General features: G+C 63.6%; 15 protein-coding genes. 9 read left to right on the top strand and 6 right to left on the bottom strand.

Features of this window, described 5'->3' with window-relative positions; genetic code table 11:
* Nucleotides 1–30: 30 nt before the first annotated feature.
* The 4 genes from CKO25_RS04640 to cbiQ form a co-directional block, all read right to left on the bottom strand.
* A complete protein-coding gene (locus CKO25_RS04640) occupies nucleotides 31–780 on the bottom strand; it encodes an MBL fold metallo-hydrolase (RefSeq protein WP_200386765.1) in 750 nt (249 codons plus the stop codon).
* Between the two features lie 207 nt (nucleotides 781–987).
* The gene (locus CKO25_RS04635) at nucleotides 988–1413 is read right to left on the bottom strand and encodes a hypothetical protein (RefSeq protein ID WP_200386764.1); all 426 of its coding nucleotides are present in this window, start codon (nucleotides 1411–1413) and stop codon (nucleotides 988–990) included.
* A 178-nt stretch (nucleotides 1414–1591) separates the two neighbouring features.
* The gene (locus tag CKO25_RS04630) at nucleotides 1592–2314 is read right to left on the bottom strand and encodes an energy-coupling factor ABC transporter ATP-binding protein (RefSeq protein ID WP_200386763.1); all 723 of its coding nucleotides are present in this window, start codon (nucleotides 2312–2314) and stop codon (nucleotides 1592–1594) included.
* On the bottom strand, nucleotides 2298–3086 hold the full coding sequence (gene cbiQ, locus CKO25_RS04625) for a cobalt ECF transporter T component CbiQ (RefSeq protein ID WP_200386762.1): 789 nt from the start codon (nucleotides 3084–3086) through the stop codon (nucleotides 2298–2300). Before cbiQ ends, CKO25_RS04630 begins: the two co-directional genes overlap by 17 nt.
* A gap of 159 nt (nucleotides 3087–3245) precedes the next feature.
* On the opposite strand from cbiQ, the gene CKO25_RS04620 reads away from it, so the two are divergent.
* A complete protein-coding gene (locus CKO25_RS04620) occupies nucleotides 3246–3821 on the top strand; it encodes a hypothetical protein (protein WP_200386761.1) in 576 nt (191 codons plus the stop codon).
* A 91-nt stretch (nucleotides 3822–3912) separates the two neighbouring features.
* Here the strand turns inward: CKO25_RS04620 and CKO25_RS04615 are convergent, their stop codons facing one another.
* Nucleotides 3913–4674: a TSUP family transporter gene (locus CKO25_RS04615; RefSeq protein WP_200386760.1), complete on the bottom strand. Its 762-nt coding sequence runs from the start codon at nucleotides 4672–4674 to the stop codon at nucleotides 3913–3915.
* Nucleotides 4675–4774: 100 nt separating this feature from the next.
* Between CKO25_RS04615 and CKO25_RS04610 the strand changes: the two genes are divergently transcribed.
* The 7 genes from CKO25_RS04610 (at nucleotide 4775) to CKO25_RS04580 (ending at nucleotide 13873) form a co-directional block, all read left to right on the top strand.
* Nucleotides 4775–5758 carry an ABC transporter ATP-binding protein gene (locus CKO25_RS04610; RefSeq protein WP_200386864.1) on the top strand — a complete coding sequence of 328 codons (984 nt, stop codon included), beginning with the start codon at nucleotides 4775–4777 and terminating at the stop codon, nucleotides 5756–5758.
* On the top strand, nucleotides 5755–6543 hold the full coding sequence (locus CKO25_RS04605; RefSeq protein ID WP_200386759.1) for an ABC transporter permease: 789 nt from the start codon (nucleotides 5755–5757) through the stop codon (nucleotides 6541–6543). The genes CKO25_RS04610 and CKO25_RS04605 overlap by 4 nt, the downstream gene beginning before the upstream one ends.
* Before the next feature lie 507 nt (nucleotides 6544–7050).
* Entirely contained in the window at nucleotides 7051–9423 is a 2373-nt protein-coding gene (mrcB, locus tag CKO25_RS04600) for a penicillin-binding protein 1B (protein ID WP_200386758.1), read from the top strand.
* Nucleotides 9420–10199 carry a tetratricopeptide repeat protein gene (locus CKO25_RS04595; RefSeq protein WP_200386757.1) on the top strand — a complete coding sequence of 260 codons (780 nt, stop codon included), beginning with the start codon at nucleotides 9420–9422 and terminating at the stop codon, nucleotides 10197–10199. Before mrcB ends, CKO25_RS04595 begins: the two co-directional genes overlap by 4 nt.
* A 47-nt stretch (nucleotides 10200–10246) precedes the next feature.
* A complete protein-coding gene (gene yoaA, locus CKO25_RS04590) occupies nucleotides 10247–12211 on the top strand; it encodes a DNA repair helicase YoaA (RefSeq protein WP_200386863.1) in 1965 nt (654 codons plus the stop codon).
* Between the two features lie 167 nt (nucleotides 12212–12378).
* A complete protein-coding gene (locus tag CKO25_RS04585) occupies nucleotides 12379–13098 on the top strand; it encodes a vWA domain-containing protein (RefSeq protein ID WP_200386756.1) in 720 nt (239 codons plus the stop codon).
* Nucleotides 13099–13105: 7 nt separating this feature from the next.
* The gene (locus tag CKO25_RS04580; protein WP_200386755.1) at nucleotides 13106–13873 is read left to right on the top strand and encodes a DnaJ domain-containing protein; all 768 of its coding nucleotides are present in this window, start codon (nucleotides 13106–13108) and stop codon (nucleotides 13871–13873) included.
* A 27-nt stretch (nucleotides 13874–13900) separates the two neighbouring features.
* Here the strand turns inward: CKO25_RS04580 and CKO25_RS04575 are convergent, their stop codons facing one another.
* Nucleotides 13901–15136 carry an acyltransferase family protein gene (locus tag CKO25_RS04575; protein ID WP_200386754.1) on the bottom strand — a complete coding sequence of 412 codons (1236 nt, stop codon included), beginning with the start codon at nucleotides 15134–15136 and terminating at the stop codon, nucleotides 13901–13903.
* A 405-nt stretch (nucleotides 15137–15541) separates the two neighbouring features.
* Here CKO25_RS04575 and CKO25_RS04570 point away from each other — a divergent pair, with 405 nt between their 5' ends.
* Nucleotides 15542–15994, top strand: coding sequence for an SRPBCC family protein (locus CKO25_RS04570; RefSeq protein WP_200386753.1), 453 nt, complete (start codon nucleotides 15542–15544; stop codon nucleotides 15992–15994).
* Nucleotides 15995–16006 lie beyond the last annotated feature (12 nt).

The following is a 16006-nucleotide window of genomic DNA, read 5'->3' as shown; positions in this document are numbered from 1 at the left end:
GATCCGCCCATGCCGAGCACTCGCGCGGATTCAGCCTTGCCGGCTCTCGGCGATTTGGTCGCAATATTGACTGAGATGTTCGGGCACCCCGGCGGGGCAGACTCCGCATTCGCGATTGCCCGGCACGGCATAGTCGATGAACTTCGGATAGGCGAGATCAAGCCCATCCATCAGCTCGACGAAGGACGCGAGTGAGCGTTGCCCGCCGAGTCGCGGGTTGCGGGTCTTCTCTTGGGCGATGCTCGAGATCCAGCGTCCCTCATAGTCGTGACCGGGATAGACCAGGGTCTCGTCGGGCAGCGTAAAGAGCTTGCCCATGACGCTGTGATAGAGCGCGGTGGCATCACCGCTTAGAAAATCGGTGCGACCGCAGGCGTCGATCAGGAGCGCGTCCCCGGTCAGAACCTGATTCCCGATCCGATAGGCATGATGTCCGTCGGTGTGTCCGGGGGTGAAGAGTGGTTCGATGCGCAAGGTCCCGACCGCGAAGGGCGTCCCCTCGGCAATCGGCACATCCGTACAGGTGAGGGCATCGACCGCGGGGTGCGCGATCCGGCTGCCCGCCTCACGCTTGAGCGCGCGTGCCGAGGTAATGTGGTCGGCATGGATGTGCGTGTCGAGCGTGAAACGCAACGTCAAGCCGAGTTGGTTGACGAGCTCGAGATCGCGCTGCCAAGTCGGTAGGACCGGGTCGATCAGGATCGCGTCACCCGTCTCCTCGCAGCCGAGGAGATAGGTGTAGGTGCTTGAAACGGGTTCGAAGAGTTGTCGAAACAGCATGGGGCCTCCTGGTGGGGCGCGCTGTGGATTCAGTCCCGTGATCGCGCCCTGGGGTTGTTTGACGGCGTGCCTGCTGAGCGCTGTGGAGTCAACAAGGGTCCACCGCATTGTACCCCGTCAGCGGAGCCATGACAGGAGCGGCCGGCTCTTTCGGCGTGGCGCGGGCGCGTTCGCCTCATGTCGCCCCTGCGCTCCCGTGCCCTCGGGTCAACGCGGAGACATGCGCTCCAGAACGGCGCGGATGTCATCAGCCGACTGCGGGATCGGCAGTCGTTCCAACACCCGCCCATTGCCATCAAAGGCGATCACGACCCCATCTTGCAGCTCATGTTGGCGCGCGAACGCCTGGCCATCGGGATGTCCGAGATGGGCCGCGAGAAAGATGACCTGCTCGTCATAGTCCGGGCGCAATGGGTCGATCAATTCCATGACCTGGGCGCCTGCAAGAAAATTGGTGTCGCGCGCAATGACTAACGCCGGCGTTCCCTCACCAATCCGCGAGAGATCAGTCGAGAAAGGGGCGCGCGGCAGTAGGCCGATCAGGATCAGCACGGCGATGACCAGGACCGCCAGGGTGATGAGTGTGCGGGCCCAGCCGGGCAGTCTGGCATGGGCTTGCGTGGTGCGTGTCATCGAGGGTCCTCCAGGGTGAAATGGTGCAAGTAGTGACAGGCGCTTTGGCGCGGTGGTGGGCGCCGTCCCGCTCTTCGCTGATTCGACCCCCGGCCGGGCGGTGGGTGCCCTCGGTGCGACGCTTGCCGCGACCGGGAACAGGGGCGGGCGCGCGTGGTGCGTGCCGATGACCGCAGGGTCATGGCACGGGATCCGGGTGGCTCCGGCACGCGCGCGGCAAGCTGGGCGAATCCTCTTCCGCAGGGCCCGCCATGGGGTGCAGAAGACCCTGCTCAAGACGGAATTGACGGTGAGTGACGGCATGTCGGAACTGGGCGTTGTGCGAGACCACCAGCAAGGCCTGCGGGAGGGCCGCCAGGATGGCGATCAGACGCGCCTCGGTTGACTCGTCGAGCCCATTGGTGGGCTCATCGAGGAGTAACACCGCCGGCTCCATGGCCAGCACCGTGGCCAGGCTGACCAAGCGCTTCTCGCCGCTGGAGAGCGTATGGGTCACCCGCGCGCGCAGGTGGGAGAGTTGCAGCCGTGCCAGGGTCTGCTCCACCATCTCGAGTGCTTCCTGGCGGGTCTTGCCGAGATTGAGCGGGCCAAAGGCAACGTCCTCGGCAACCGTTGGACAAAACAGTTGATCGTCCGGGTCGGGGAACAGCAGCCCCACGCGCTGGCGGACGAGGCGGAAATCCCGCTCATGCCGTCGCGGCTCACCGAAGGCCATGATGAGACCACTCTGGGGACGGAGGAGTCCGACCATGAGGCGCAGCAAGGTGCTTTTTCCCGAACCATTGGGCCCCGTGATGGCGATGCGCTCACCTTGATCCAGCGTCAGATCGAGCGCGCGCAGGACGTCGGGCTGGCCCGGGTAGGCGAAGTGGATCCCCACCAGTTCAAAGAGATGCGACATGCCAGCCATCCAGCGCGATCAGCGTGAGGCTCACGCCCACCATGAGGATCGCGAACGACCAGTCGTGACCCCGGCAGGCGAGGTCATCGAACAGTGGAAAGTGGCCGTTGAATCCCCGGCAGCGCATGGCGTCACGAATCCGCTCTGAGCGATCCAGACTGCGCAACAACAGCATGCCGATGAAATAGCCAAGACTTTCATAGGTGTGCCAACTCAAGCTCGCGCGGAAACCACGCACCTGCATGGCGGTGCGAAGACGCACGAACTCTGCCGCGATGACGTTGATGTAGCGAATGGTCATCAGCAACAACTGCACCAGTGCGACGGGCACTCGCAGGCGGGCCAGCGCATGGCCGATGGCAACGGCGTCCAGGGTGACGATGAGCACGAGCAGGGCCAGCAGGATGGCGTTCGCCTTGAGCAGGATTCTCAGCGCCTGAGTGATGCCCTCGATGCTGGCACTCCAGTGACCAAGTGTGAAGACGGCTGTCCCCGCAACGGTCCAGGGCAAGAGCAGCAGCACGACGAGCATGAAGCCCTCGAGTGCCGCCAGCCGGCGCAGGGTTGGGCGAAGCGGTAGGCGGGCGGCCAACGCGAGGATCAAGGCGATTCCAAGGGCGGCGAGCAGTCCACTGAGCGAATGAAGCGTGACCACGACCACCGCGAAGAGGAGCATGACGAGAATGCGAATCCGTGGATCCAACCGCTGCAGCCAGGCCGGGGGCGGCGCGTGGCCGGATTGTGGTAATAGGGTCGCCCCGATCGTGCCCATTCCATCCTCGTCTGCCAGATTCGGTCACGCACGCACGCACGGCGTCGGTCGGTGGTTCGGTTGCAACCGGTCGGTCATTTCGGCCATGCTGGGTGTCACCGGATCCATTGGTGCGCACGTCGCGCGGTGCGACGCCTCAGTTCCCGTTAGACTATACCGATGGAACGCGACTATAAACTCCCCTCACTCTACAAATCCCTGCTGATTCTCGCACTCGTTTTCGGGCCTTTCTTTTGGTTGGCCTTCACCGAGGACGGGCAGCGGCGGACCGATTTGGCGCTGATGTTCATCCTCGGGAAACCCGAATTCAACGCTGCCTTGGAGACCATGAGCACGGCGCTGACCGAGGCGCAATTCCGCGAGACCTTCCCGAATCTCGCGTTACAGTGTGCCGACGGCCGCAATCCCTTCGGCAATCGGCTCTGTGCGGCGCCGATCGGTTCCTTCAACGGGATTCCGAGTGCCTCAGTGGCCTTTTTCTTCGCACAAGATCGCTTGCAGGCCGTCAAGCTCTCGTATCGGCGCGCCTATCACACGGTGATCCGCGACTGGGTGGAGCGTCGCGTCACGTCGCGACGCGACCCGCGGGCGCTGCAGCAACCGATCGTGCAGGTGGACGATGGGGTGGCCTCATGGGAGGTCTCCGATGGAGTTCTGGTTCTGCGCGATGGCCCATTGGCCAACCATGAGGAGCCGGCTCTGTTTTGGCTCGCGCGCGCCCCCCACGCCCCTTGATCGCCCGCGCACCCGGGTCCGGTTGGGCGGCGCAGCGGTGGCGCCGGTCTGCCGCATCGCGCGCCCCGAGGCGGGGCGTCACGGCAGCGGATCAGGTCCCGTTGCAGTGGTCCCAGAAGAGCTTCAACGAGATTAGGATCGACACACTCACCAGCAGCGGGCGAATCAAGGCCATGCCATGTTTCCAGACGAGGTGCGAACCGATCCAGGCCCCGATCAGTTGTCCAACGGCCATCACGGCAGCTAGGAGCCAGACCACCTGGTCGGCGATCACGAAGACGAACAGCGCGGTGAGATTGCTCGCGAAATTGAGCAGTTTGGTCTGCGCGGTGGCGCGCCGGATGTTGTAACCCAGCAGAGCCACATAGCCCATCGCGAAGAAGGTGCCCGTGCCCGGACCGAAGAAGCCGTCATAGAACCCGACGCCCAAACCAACCGTCCAGGCGAAGGCACGCGTGCTCAGGCGTTGTTGAGCGTCGAGATCCGAAACCCGCGGCGAGACCAGAAAGTAGAGCGCGAAGCCAATCAGGAGGAGGGGGATGAGCTGCTGCAGGGCCGCGCCATCAAGTTGCTGCACCAGCAGCGTGCCGAGGGCGGCCCCCAGTCCGGTCAAGAGGATCGCGAGGCGTGCCTCACGCAGATCGATCAACCCCTTGCGGAGCAGGTGCAGGGTCGCGCTGCCGCTACCAAAGACGGCTTGCGCCTTGTTCGTGGCCAGGCTCTCCAGTGGTGTCAGACCGACTCCGAGCAAGGCCGGGATGGTGATGAGTCCGCCGCCTCCCGCGATGGTGTCGATACAGCCGGCGAGCACGGCGAGCGCGAAGAGAATGAGGGCGATGTCGAGAACGTCCACGTTGTTGGTCGTCTTGAACGATGAATCTTGAAATCGAGAGGGCGCGGATCAAACTGCGCACGACTCCTGAAGGAACACGCACAGCATGAGCGTCAATCCAATGCACGCACTCGAGGTGGAGCAACTGACCAAGACCTATCAGGGCGGCTTCCGGGCCTTGAAAGGAATCGATCTGACGGTTGCGGAGGGCGACTTCTTCGCATTGCTCGGGCCGAATGGTGCCGGCAAGTCCACCTTTATCGGCATCCTCGCTTCGCTCGTGAACAAGACCGCGGGCCGGGTGCGGGTGTTCGGCGATGATCTCGACCGCGAGCCAGAACGGGTCAAATCCGCGATCGGCCTCGTTCCGCAGGAATTCAACTTCAATCTGTTCCTGCCGGTCGAGGAAGTGGTCCTGAACCAAGCCGGCTATTATGGCATTGCCCGGCGCGAGGCGAAGGTGCGCGCGCGCCGTTACCTCAAACAACTTGATCTCTGGGACCGGCGCGACTCAGAGATGCGCAAACTCTCCGGCGGGATGAAACGGCGGCTCATGATTGCCCGTGCGCTAGTCCACGAGCCTCGCCTGCTTATCCTCGACGAACCGACCGCGGGGGTCGATATCGAGATCCGTCGATCAATGTGGGCCTTTCTGCGCGAACTCAATGCCGGCGGCACGACCATCATCCTGACCACCCATTACCTCGAAGAGGCGGAGAGCCTGTGCCGCAATATCGCCATCATCAATGAAGGCGAGGTCGCCGAGTCGACCAGTATCGTACGCTTGCTCGATCGCTTGCACACCGAAACCTTCGTGCTGAATTTGAAGGGCCGGGTCTCGGAACTCCCGCAACTCGGAGGCTTTGTGCTCCAGCATCTCGATGATTGCACCCTCGAGGTGGAGATGAGCCGCGAGCACACGATCAACGGCTTGTTTCAAGCCCTTTCGCGCAACGGGATTGAGGTGATCAGTCTGCGCAACAAACAGAATCGTCTGGAGCGCCTGTTCCTCGACATGGTTGATCGCGGAACTCAGGTCGCCGCGCCCCGACCCAATTCCCTCACGGTGCCCCAACCGATGATCTCGCGCGAGGATCTCGCGTGAGCCGATACGGGTTGGCCTGGCCGCGTTACTGGATCTGTTTCCAGACGATTTTCGTCAAGGAGATCCTGCGTTTCGCGCGGATTTGGATTCAGACGATCCTCCCGTCGGTGATCACCACGACCCTCTATTTCGTGATTTTTGGTCGCTTGATCGGTGATCGCATCGGCAGCATGGGTGGTTTGCCCTATCTCGATTTCATCGTGCCAGGATTGGTCCTGATGGGGGTCATCACCAATGCGTACTCAAATGTGGTGTCGTCCTTCTACAGCAGCAAATTCTCCCGCTACATCGAAGAACTGCTGGTCTCACCCGCACCCAACTGGGTGATCCTCGCCGGCTATGTGGCGGGAGGCGTGGCGCGCGGTCTGGTGGTTGGCATCGCCGTGATGGTGGTCGCGGCCTGTTTCACCGAGATCTCGATTCACAGCTACAGCGTCACGCTCCTCGTCTTCATCCTGACCGCCGTGTTGTTCGCGCTCGGCGGCTTCATCAATGCGATCTTCGCCAACAGCTTCGATGACATTTCCATCGTTCCCACCTTCGTGCTGACGCCGCTGACCTATCTGGGTGGGGTCTTCTACTCGATCGAACTCCTGCCCGAGTTCTGGCAGGGTGTCTCGCTTGCCAATCCGGTACTCTACATGGTGAACGCCTTCCGCTACGGACTCAATGGCGTGAGCGATATCCCGATCGGCATCGCGTTCGGGATCATCAGCTTGTTCATCCTGGTGCTCGCAGCCTTCAGTCTTGTCCTCTTGCGTCGTGGCGTGGGGATCAAACACTGAAACGCGCGGTCCACAGTGCCCGCGGATGTGAGCGGAGATTCGGAATTGCAACGGAGCCGAGTGGTTGTCACCGTGCGGTCCGAGTGGGAAGATACCCAATTAGGCCTCGTCACCTGGTGCGATGACCCCGCGTCACATCCCAATTCCTCGCCGAATTCGCCACTTGCGCGCATGCGCCACGCCGGCCACCCGCGCGCCCGATAACCGCGTGCGTGATGCCCTGGTGTCCCAAGCTTGGCGGCGGCTTAACCACATACGGATAATCGGATCAAACATTGATTCTCATGACCTGCTGTGCATGCGATCACCGCCATGCTGAGGTGACGTCGCGCGGACGCTCCAGCTCCAGCGGGCGTTCAGGACGGTGGCAAGGATTGCGTCTCGGTTCGCTGAGCGAGTGCCGTGACGCAGCCGCGGCGCGGCGCTTCGAGATGGTCCCTCTACCCCTGAGTGCAGAAGCCGGGTTCGATCGACGTGCCAGGCCGCGATCGGCGAGGGCGCGCTGACATGGCTAAGCCCGTGCGCCGCCGACCGCTCCAGCGTCGCCGTCGGTTCGGCGGTTTCCTCTTGCGTTGGGTGCTCCTGGCCCTGATCGGCCTCGGACTGGTCGGAACGCTCTACAGCGTCCATCTCGATCGCATCGTGCGCGCCAAGTTTGAGGGGCAACGTTGGGCGTTACCCGCCCGCGTCTATGCGCGTCCGCTCGAACTCTATCTCGGTCGTCCCCTGTTTGCCGATCAGTTGGAAGGTGAACTTGATCGTCTCAACTACCGCCGGGTCGAAACGCCGACCCTGCCCGGCCACTACCATCGCGAAGGCGATCGTTTCCTGGTCAACACCAGATCCTTCCGGTTTTGGGACGGCGAGGAGCCGGCGCGACGCCTGGAGATCCGTCTGCGCGATGGGCAGGTCGCTGATTTGGCGGATGCCGCGGGTGGGTTCAGCCCGGCATTGGTGCGCATCGAGCCCATGTTGATCGCCAACATTTATCCGACGCATAACGAAGATCGCGTCCTGGTGCGGCGCAAGGATCTTCCAGACCTGCTGGTCGCTGGTCTGATCGCGGTCGAGGATCGCAGTTTTTACCGGCACCTAGGCGTCGACCCACGCGGGATCGCGCGGGCGGCGTATAGCAATCTGCGCGCCGGTGGCGTAGTCGAGGGCGCGAGTACCCTAACCCAGCAGTTGGTGAAAAATTTTTACCTCACGGCGGATCGCACCTTCGAGCGGAAGATCAACGAGGCCTTGATGGCGCTCCTGTTGGAACGGCGGTATGGCAAAGACGAGATTCTCGAGGCCTATGCCAACGAGATTTATCTGGGACAGGACGGTAGTCGGGCGATTCATGGCTTCGGTCTGGCCAGTCGCTTCTTCTTCAACAAGAGTCTGTCTGAGTTGAGTGTGCCCGAGACGGCGCTGTTGGTCGGCATTGTCCAGGCGCCCTCGACGCTCGATCCGCGCCGCCGGCCCGAAGCGGCCCTGAGTCGCCGCAACCTCGTCCTGGACCTGATGGCGCGCGACAACGTCATCAGCAGTGACGTGGCCGAGTCCGCAAAACGCACGCCACTCGGTCTCGCTGAGGGAGGCGGTCGGCCGGTTGGGAACTATCCGGATTTCGTCTCCCTGGTTCGGCGCCAATTACAGCGCGATTATCGCGATGAGGATCTCCGCTCCGAGGGGTTGCAGATCTTCACGACCCTGGACCCACTGGTTCAATCCGTGGTTGAACAGTCGTTGCCCACGCAACTTGCCGAACTCGAGACATCACGACGCATGACGCCGGGAACACTCGAGGTCGCGACCGTGGTGACCTCCGTTGCGCAGGGCGAGGTGCTCGCCTTGGCCGGTGGGCGCGAACCTGGCTTTGCCGGGTTCAATCGCGCACTCGATTCGGTTCGCTCGATCGGGTCCTTGGTGAAGCCCGCCATCTATCTGGCTGCGCTGGCTCAACCCCAACGCTACGGGCTGACGACCAATCTGCAGGACAGTCCCGTCAACCTGCGGGTCGGTAACGATACGTGGTCGCCGCAGAACTACGATCGGCGCGTCCATGGGGCCGTCCCCTTGCATCGTGCCTTGAGCAGTTCCTTGAATCTGGCAACCGTGAATCTTGGTTTGAGCCTGGGTCTGACCGAGGTGACCGAGACGCTGTACCGGTTGGGGGTTCAGCGCAACATCGTCCGGGTGCCGGCCATGTTGTTGGGTGCCGTGTCCATGTCCCCGCTCGAAGTGGCGCAGATCTATCAAACGATCGCGGCGGGGGGCTATCGCGCGCCCTTGCGGGCGATTCGCGAGGTGGTGGATGCCAACGGTCGTCCTCTAAATCGTTATCCACTGTCGGTCGAACAAGCGGTTGATCCCCACGCGGCCTATCTGACCACCTGGGCGATGGAACGGGTGGTCACCCATGGCACGGCGAGATGGCTGGGCAGCCAGTTACCCAAGGATCTGCGGATGGCGGGCAAGACCGGGACGACCGACGATATGCGCGACAGTTGGTTCGCGGGGTTCAGCGGCGACAAGGTCGCCGTGGTCTGGGTCGGTCGCGATGACTATCAGCCCATGGGCTTGGCTGGTGGAACCGGCGCCCTGCGCGTCTGGGGCGACCTGATGCTGGCGTTGCCAAACGAATCGATACCGCGGGATCCGCCTGATGGCGTTGTGGCCGGCAGCGGGGATGCGCCGCCCTACGTGGCCGGCACGCGTCCGCCTAGTGGTCGTCAAGAGGGCGGCGACGAAGGAACCGGCACGCCGCGGCAAGACGTTGTGCAAGCTGCGGCCGAGGCAACTCCTGAGCCCTCTAGTTCGTCAGAAGACCGTTCCCCGAGGCGGGCGCCCGAACGGCAGAATCATTTCCTGAGCGACTTTTTCAGCCGATGACCAGACTCTTCATCCTTCTCATGGCCGTGTTCCTGACCTCGGCATGCAACGTTTTGCAGCGTTCTGAAACCGCAGCCCCGGTGGTGCGGGTGACGCCGCGCGAGCCGGCACCGGAGGCGCCACCGACGGTTGCGGAAACCACGCCTCCCGAGCGCCCGCAACGGCAGCCGACGCGCGTCTTCGCGTATCGTGATCCTGCTGTCGCAACCGCCCCGGAAACATCGGAGCCGGCTCCGAGCGCGCCGGTTCCGACCGAGCAAGAGGGACCTCGTGTGGCTACCGCACCCCCAGAGTCGGGGCCGGTGGCACCAACAGCCGCTCCCGCGGTGGCACCGCCAGCGCCAGCCCCCGCGGCGCCTTCTCCATCCGCGCCGGTCCTGTCTGAGCCCGCACCGCCGGCCCCGGAGACCCAGGTCGCACTCATCCCGAGTGCACCGCCGCTTGGGGTCGAGGGTCTGGCGCCGGCGGCAGAGTCGCTGGCGCGGCAGGCAGAGCAGCAGCGGCAAGCCGGCGACTTTGCCGGGGCGGCCGCATCCCTCGAACGCGCACTGCGCATCGCCCCCCGCGAGCCTTATCTGTGGAATCGGCTCGCACGCGTGCGTCTCGAACAAGGCCAATCGGCACAGGCGGGCAATCTGGCTTCCCGCTCGAACAATCTGGCCGGGAACACGCCAGCGATCAGGCAGGATAACTGGCGCATCATCGCCGAAGCGCGGCGTCGTTCCGGTGATCTTGACGGCGCCGGGGAGGCCGAGCAGCGCGCGAGCGATCAGTGACCGTTCCCGCGGGGATTCAGCACGATGGTTCGGGCGAGCGGATCAGGATGCCGGATCTCAGCGACCTCTTCGGTCCGACGGGCCAGCTTGCCACGACCGTGCCGGGGTTTTCGCATCGCGCGCAACAACAGGCCATGGCCGAGTGCATCGCCGCCCTGATGGCCACCGGTGGGACGCTTGTTTGCGAGGCTGGAACCGGGACCGGCAAGACTTTCGCCTATCTGGTTCCAGCCCTGTTATCTGGTCGTAAGGTTCTGATCTCGACCGGCACCCGTCATCTCCAGGATCAACTCTTTCACCGTGATGTGCCTTTGGTGCGCGCGGCCTTAGGGGTCCCGGTGACCACCGCGCTCCTGAAGGGTCGCGCGAACTATTTGTGTCGCCACCGGCTGGGACTCGCGTTGGACGACCTGTCGCGGCTCGATCGCGAGACCCGCAGCGGCCTGCAGGCCGTGCGAGCCTGGTCGAGCGTGACTCAAAATGGTGATATCGCCGAGTTGGCGCTGCCGGAGGATGCGCGCGTCTGGCCGCTGGTGACCTCGACCGGGGACAATTGCCTAGGGCAGGAGTGCCCGCAGTGGCAGGACTGCTATCTGGTCGCGGCGCGACGCGAGGCGCAAGCGGCGGATGTGGTGGTGGTGAACCATCACCTGTTTTGTGCTGATTTGGCCCTCAAGGATGAGGGGTTTGGCGACATTCTCCCGGGCGCGGATTGTTTCGTGCTCGACGAGGCCCACCAATTACCCGAGACCGCATCGAGTTTTTTTGGCGCGCGGGTCAGCAGTCGCCAGTTATTGGACCTAGCGCGCGACACCGAACTCGAATATCGCCGCGAGGCGGGGGACGCGCCACACCTTGTCGAGCGGTTGATGGTGCTGCGCCGAGCGGTTCAGGAACTGCGGCTACGGCTTGGTGAACTCGATCGGCGTGGCCCCTGGGGCGAACTGGCGTTGGAACCTGACGCCCTCGCGGCGCTCGATGGCCTGCTCGATGCGGTCACCGGGGTGGTCGCGTGCCTGCAGGCATTAACCGGGCGCGCGAAGGGGTTGGATGGCTGTCTGGGCCGTGCCGAAGATCTGGGTGCGACCCTGCAGCGGCTGATTCTGGCCGAGGCGGGCGAGGTGGTGCGCTGGTTCGAGACCCAAGGGCGAGGGTTTGCGCTGCATGAGACGCCACTGGAGGTGTCCGCGCCGTTCCGGGCCCAGATGAGTCGCGCTCACACCGCTTGGATCTTCACCTCCGCCACCCTCGCGGTGGGCGAATGCTTCGATCATTTCGCCCAACAGCTTGGGATCGAAGAGGCGCACACCGCGCGCTGGGACAGTCCCTTCGATTATCCTCGTCAGGCCCTCTGGTTTGTGCCGCGCGGTCTCCCGCAGCCCTCCGCGAGCGACTATAACAGCCAGGTGCTTGAGGTGGCGTGCGAGGTCATCGGCTACAGTCGCGGGCGCGCCTTTCTGCTCTTTACCAGCCATCGTGCCTTGCGGGAGATCGCCGCGGGGCTCGTCGAGCGGATCCCCTATCCGATCCTGGTGCAGGGAACAGCGCCACGCGCCGCATTGCTCGAACGATTTCGCACCCTCGGCAATGCCGTCTTGCTTGGCACCGCGAGCTTTTGGGAGGGGGTCGATGTGCGCGGCGAGGCGCTGTCCTGTGTGCTGATCGATCGGCTGCCCTTTGCCTCCCCTGGTGATCCCGTGCTCGCGGCGCGGATCGATGCCGTGCGGCGCGGCGGGGGCAATCCATTCAATGAGTACCAGTTACCGCGTGCGGTGATCGCGCTGAAACAGGGTGCAGGGCGACTGATTCGTGATGGCTCGGACCGGGGCGTCTTGGTGGTCTGCGATCCGCGTCTGCTCAGTCGCTCTTATGGGCACCAGTTTCTCGCGAGTCTGCCGCCGATGGCGCGCACCCGAGCGATGGAGGATGTCGCAGCCTTCTTTGCCGCCGAGGCGGGCACCCTGATGGCTGATCCGCAGCACCCGGCCGCGGCCGCGCACCCATCACCTTGATGCCTCGGCAAGACCGAGGCGCGAGGAACCCGGAGCCGCGGTGCGGGCATTCCCACGCTCGCGCGCGCGGCCGCAGGTTGAACCGCGAGCCGGTCGCCGGCATCCTCCAGGAAGGGCCCTGTAGGGGCCGAACTAGGCAACGAGATGCGACGCTGGACATCATCCCGATGAGCTCGAAACGAACTGACCTTGAATCACCCGCCGGCCCATCCGATGTGAGTGCCTTCCTGCGCCAGGTGGCCACGACGAAGCGCACGGGACCGCGTGGCGCGCGCGGGCGTCTCATCTTTGCCATGGATGCCACCGCGAGTCGCGAACCGACCTGGGATCGCGCCGCGCGGATCCAGTCGAGTATGTTCGTCGAGACGCGGGATCTCGGTGGTCTCGAGGTGCAGCTCTGTTATTTCCGCGGCTTTCGCGACTTTGCCGCATCACCCTGGTATCAGGACGCCGATGCGTTGCTGAAACGGATGAACCGCGTCTTTTGCGAGGCCGGCTTGACTCAGATCGGGCGCGTTCTCGAGCACGCCTTGAGCGAAACAACGCGCCGGCGGGTTGACGCGATTGTGTTCGTCGGCGACTGCATGGAGGAAGATCGCGATCGGCTCGCCGATCTCGCAGGCAAGCTCGGTCTTGCTGGCGTTCCAGTGTTCGTATTCCAGGAGGGTCGCGATGGTGCCACCGAGCGGAGTTTTCGCGAGATTGCGCGTCTCAGTGGCGGTGCCTGGTGTCCCTTCGATTCCAGTAGTCCGAAGATGTTACGGGATCTCCTCGCGGCGGTAGCGGTCTTTGCGGCCGGGGGACGTCAGGCCCTGACTCGCTATGGCGAACAGTGTGGCGGCGCGGTCCTCCAACTGACGGATCAGATGACACGAAAAGGGGGCTGAAACAGGCATGGCGCGTGTGCTGATTGTCCTCATCATCCTGGCTGGAATCCTGTGGTTCTTGCACTGGTTTCGCACCACTCCCGCTCCCCGTGTCAGTCAGGTCTTGCGACAGGGCGCGCTGTGGGGCCTCATCGGACTCTTGATCCTGGCCGCCGCGACTGGGCGTTTGAGCCCCATCCTCGCGGCAATTGGTGCGCTCGTTCCGCTGCTGCTGCGAGCCGCCTACCTGGCGCAACTGCTGCCGCTGCTGCAACGGGCACTGCGCGCGCTGGGTCTGGGGTCACTCTCCGGGCCAGGCCGCACGGGTCCATCCGGGTCAGGGGCCTCGAGCATCCGGACCCAATTCCTTGAAATGCGCCTGGATCATACGAGTGGGGCCATGGATGGTCAGGTTCTCGATGGCCCCTTCAAGGGGCGGCAACTCTCGGACCTGATCTTGCCTGATCTGTTACGGATGTATGAACTCTACCGGGAGGCCGACCACCAATCGGCCGCGGTGCTTGAGGCCTATCTCGATCGTGAGCGCGCGGAGGATTGGCGTGACCATCTAGGACCCGCGGCCGCGGGTGGGCGGGCGGCCGCTCCGGCCGAGCGCCTGACCAAGGCCGAGGCCTGGTCCATTCTGGGACTCGAGCCTGGCGCCGACACCGCGGCAATTCGTGCGGCCCATCGCCGGCTCATGCAGCGCCTGCATCCCGATCGTGGCGGCTCCGATTATCTGGCGGCAAAGATCAACGAGGCCAAACGACTCCTCCTGGGTGAATCAGGCCCGTAAGATCGTGGTTGCGGTCCGCTTTGATGGTCACTTCCCTGATCTGAAGAGGATCCGCCGCTCCGCGAATCGATAGGAGAGGATGGCAACCAGCAGGGCAATGGTGAACGCCACCATGACCTGGCACAGGGGCTGGCTGCAGGGCTCGGGTGTGAGCCAGCCGGCCGCGACCAGTCGCAAGATGGGTTCGTGCCAGAGAAAGAGGCTATAGCTCACCAGTCCGATACCCGCAAGGATGGGGTTGGCGAAGAGCGAATCGATTAGCGTCGTGCGTCGCGCCGCCGCCAGGATGAGGAGGCTACAGCTCACGAGAAAGAGGGGCATGCCCAGATTGCGCCAGCCCGCACCGGCGAGGACGGCCATGACGGGCAACGTGATCAGGGCCCAAGTGGCGAGCACCCCTGACACGAGGGCCGCCGCATCGAGGAGCCCATGCCACTGTCGTTGCGCGTCTGTTGTGACCCTCTCCAGCCGGTTGAACAGGTTTGCGCCCGCCATCCCGAGGGCAAAGGCCATGAATTCGCCAGGCAATTGCCGTTCGAGGAAGAAGCGCATCATGTTGGCCGGGAACGCAACGGCCTGGCCGGAAACCGGGTCGAAGAAGACCAGCCTGCTCGGCGGTACCGTCAGATAGATCCAGTCGAGCAACAGCGTGGGCGCAAGATGCTTCCAGAGGAGTGCGAGCGCAATCGCGATCGGCAGTGACAGCAGCACGCGTTGCCCGACGAACAGAGGTGCGAGCAGCGGCAGCAGAAGATAGAACTGCGCCTCGATACTGAGGCTCCATAACGCCATGTTGAGACCAAGTGAACTGGAACTGCCCGGGTGCAAGAAATGCAGCAAGGGCACATGCAGTGCGAGATTGGTCCAGCCAATTTCGGTGCCGAGAATCAGGTAACTGCCTCGCAGCAGGGGGAGAATGAGACCAAACAGGACGGCGAGATGAAGCCAATACGCGGGCAGGATGCGCCCGGCCCGGCGTGCCAGGAATGCACCAGGAGAGGGTCTGGCGGAACCGTCGGAGGCCGCCTGCATCCAAGGGCGTGCGAGCAGGAAGCCGCTGAGCACGAAGAACAGCTGGACGCCCAGGAAACCCTTGGCAGCTAGGGCGTGTCCCCAGTTGCTCGGCGGGTCGAGCGCTCCGCCCAACAGGAGCGCCTCGGCGTGAAAGGCGAAGACCCAGAGGATCGCGAGTCCGCGAATGCCATCCAAGGCTGGATTGCGCTCGCTCGTATGGTGGCGCTGGTGTTGATCCTCCTCACTCATTGGTATCCTGGGCCCCTGTGCATGTGGCGGCAGGCAACAGCCGCATGGTCGAAAAGATTGCGCGCGTCGGAGTCGATCTGCACCCCACCAGGGTTGGCATCCATCGCGTCCTACCCGATTGTCCCGTATGATCGAGGTCGTCTGGACCCTGCGTCTTGGTCAGTTTGATGGCCCGCCGTGGTCAGACGGCTTGTCACGGGTGAGCTGTCCGTGCATGGTGAGATCCAGCCCGGTTTGTTCTGAGTGGGTTCGAACCAAACCGGGCTCGGCGTGGTGTGTCCGCTCTAGTCGGTCGCTGATCGCAATCGGCATGGAGTCCGCGACCTGCTCCGCCAAGTTGTGTTCTGTTCAGCGAACGCGCCGCATCAGTCGCGCCGACATCTTGCAATTGGGACGATATCGCCGATGGTAAAGACCCAAGCTCAAACCTTGATTCGTCTGCCGATTACTCAGGTCTTCACCTTCGTGGTCGACGACTTTCTCGTCAATTACCCGCGCTGGTCTCCCGAGGTCCAGCGACTGGATGCGCTGTGCGATGGACCGATTCGGGTGGGCTGGATGGGCCATCAGGTTCGGGTCGATCAGGGACGGCGGACCGAGAGTCGATTTCGCGTCACGGCCCTTGAGCCGGAGCGTTGTGTCTGTTTCAAGGGAACGACGGATCCCTACCAGATTGAATACCGTTTCGAGCCAGTGGGGGAGTTCACGCGTGTGCTCTTTCGTTTCGAATTGGCGCGTCTGAATCTCGCGTTGCGGCCGTTCGAAAAATTGATTCGGATCGCCGCGCAGGACGGGGCGGAGCGTGTGATTCGTAACCTCAAGGGGCTGCTCGAGAGCGAGCTGGGCGGCGCGGATTGAAGTCGCCAGCGT

This window comes from Thiocapsa imhoffii (assembly GCF_016583985.1).
Classification (GTDB): domain Bacteria; phylum Pseudomonadota; class Gammaproteobacteria; order Chromatiales; family Chromatiaceae; genus Thiocapsa; species Thiocapsa imhoffii.
Note: the sequence above shows the minus strand (reverse complement) of the source record. Positions and strands in the feature narration are given on the sequence as shown.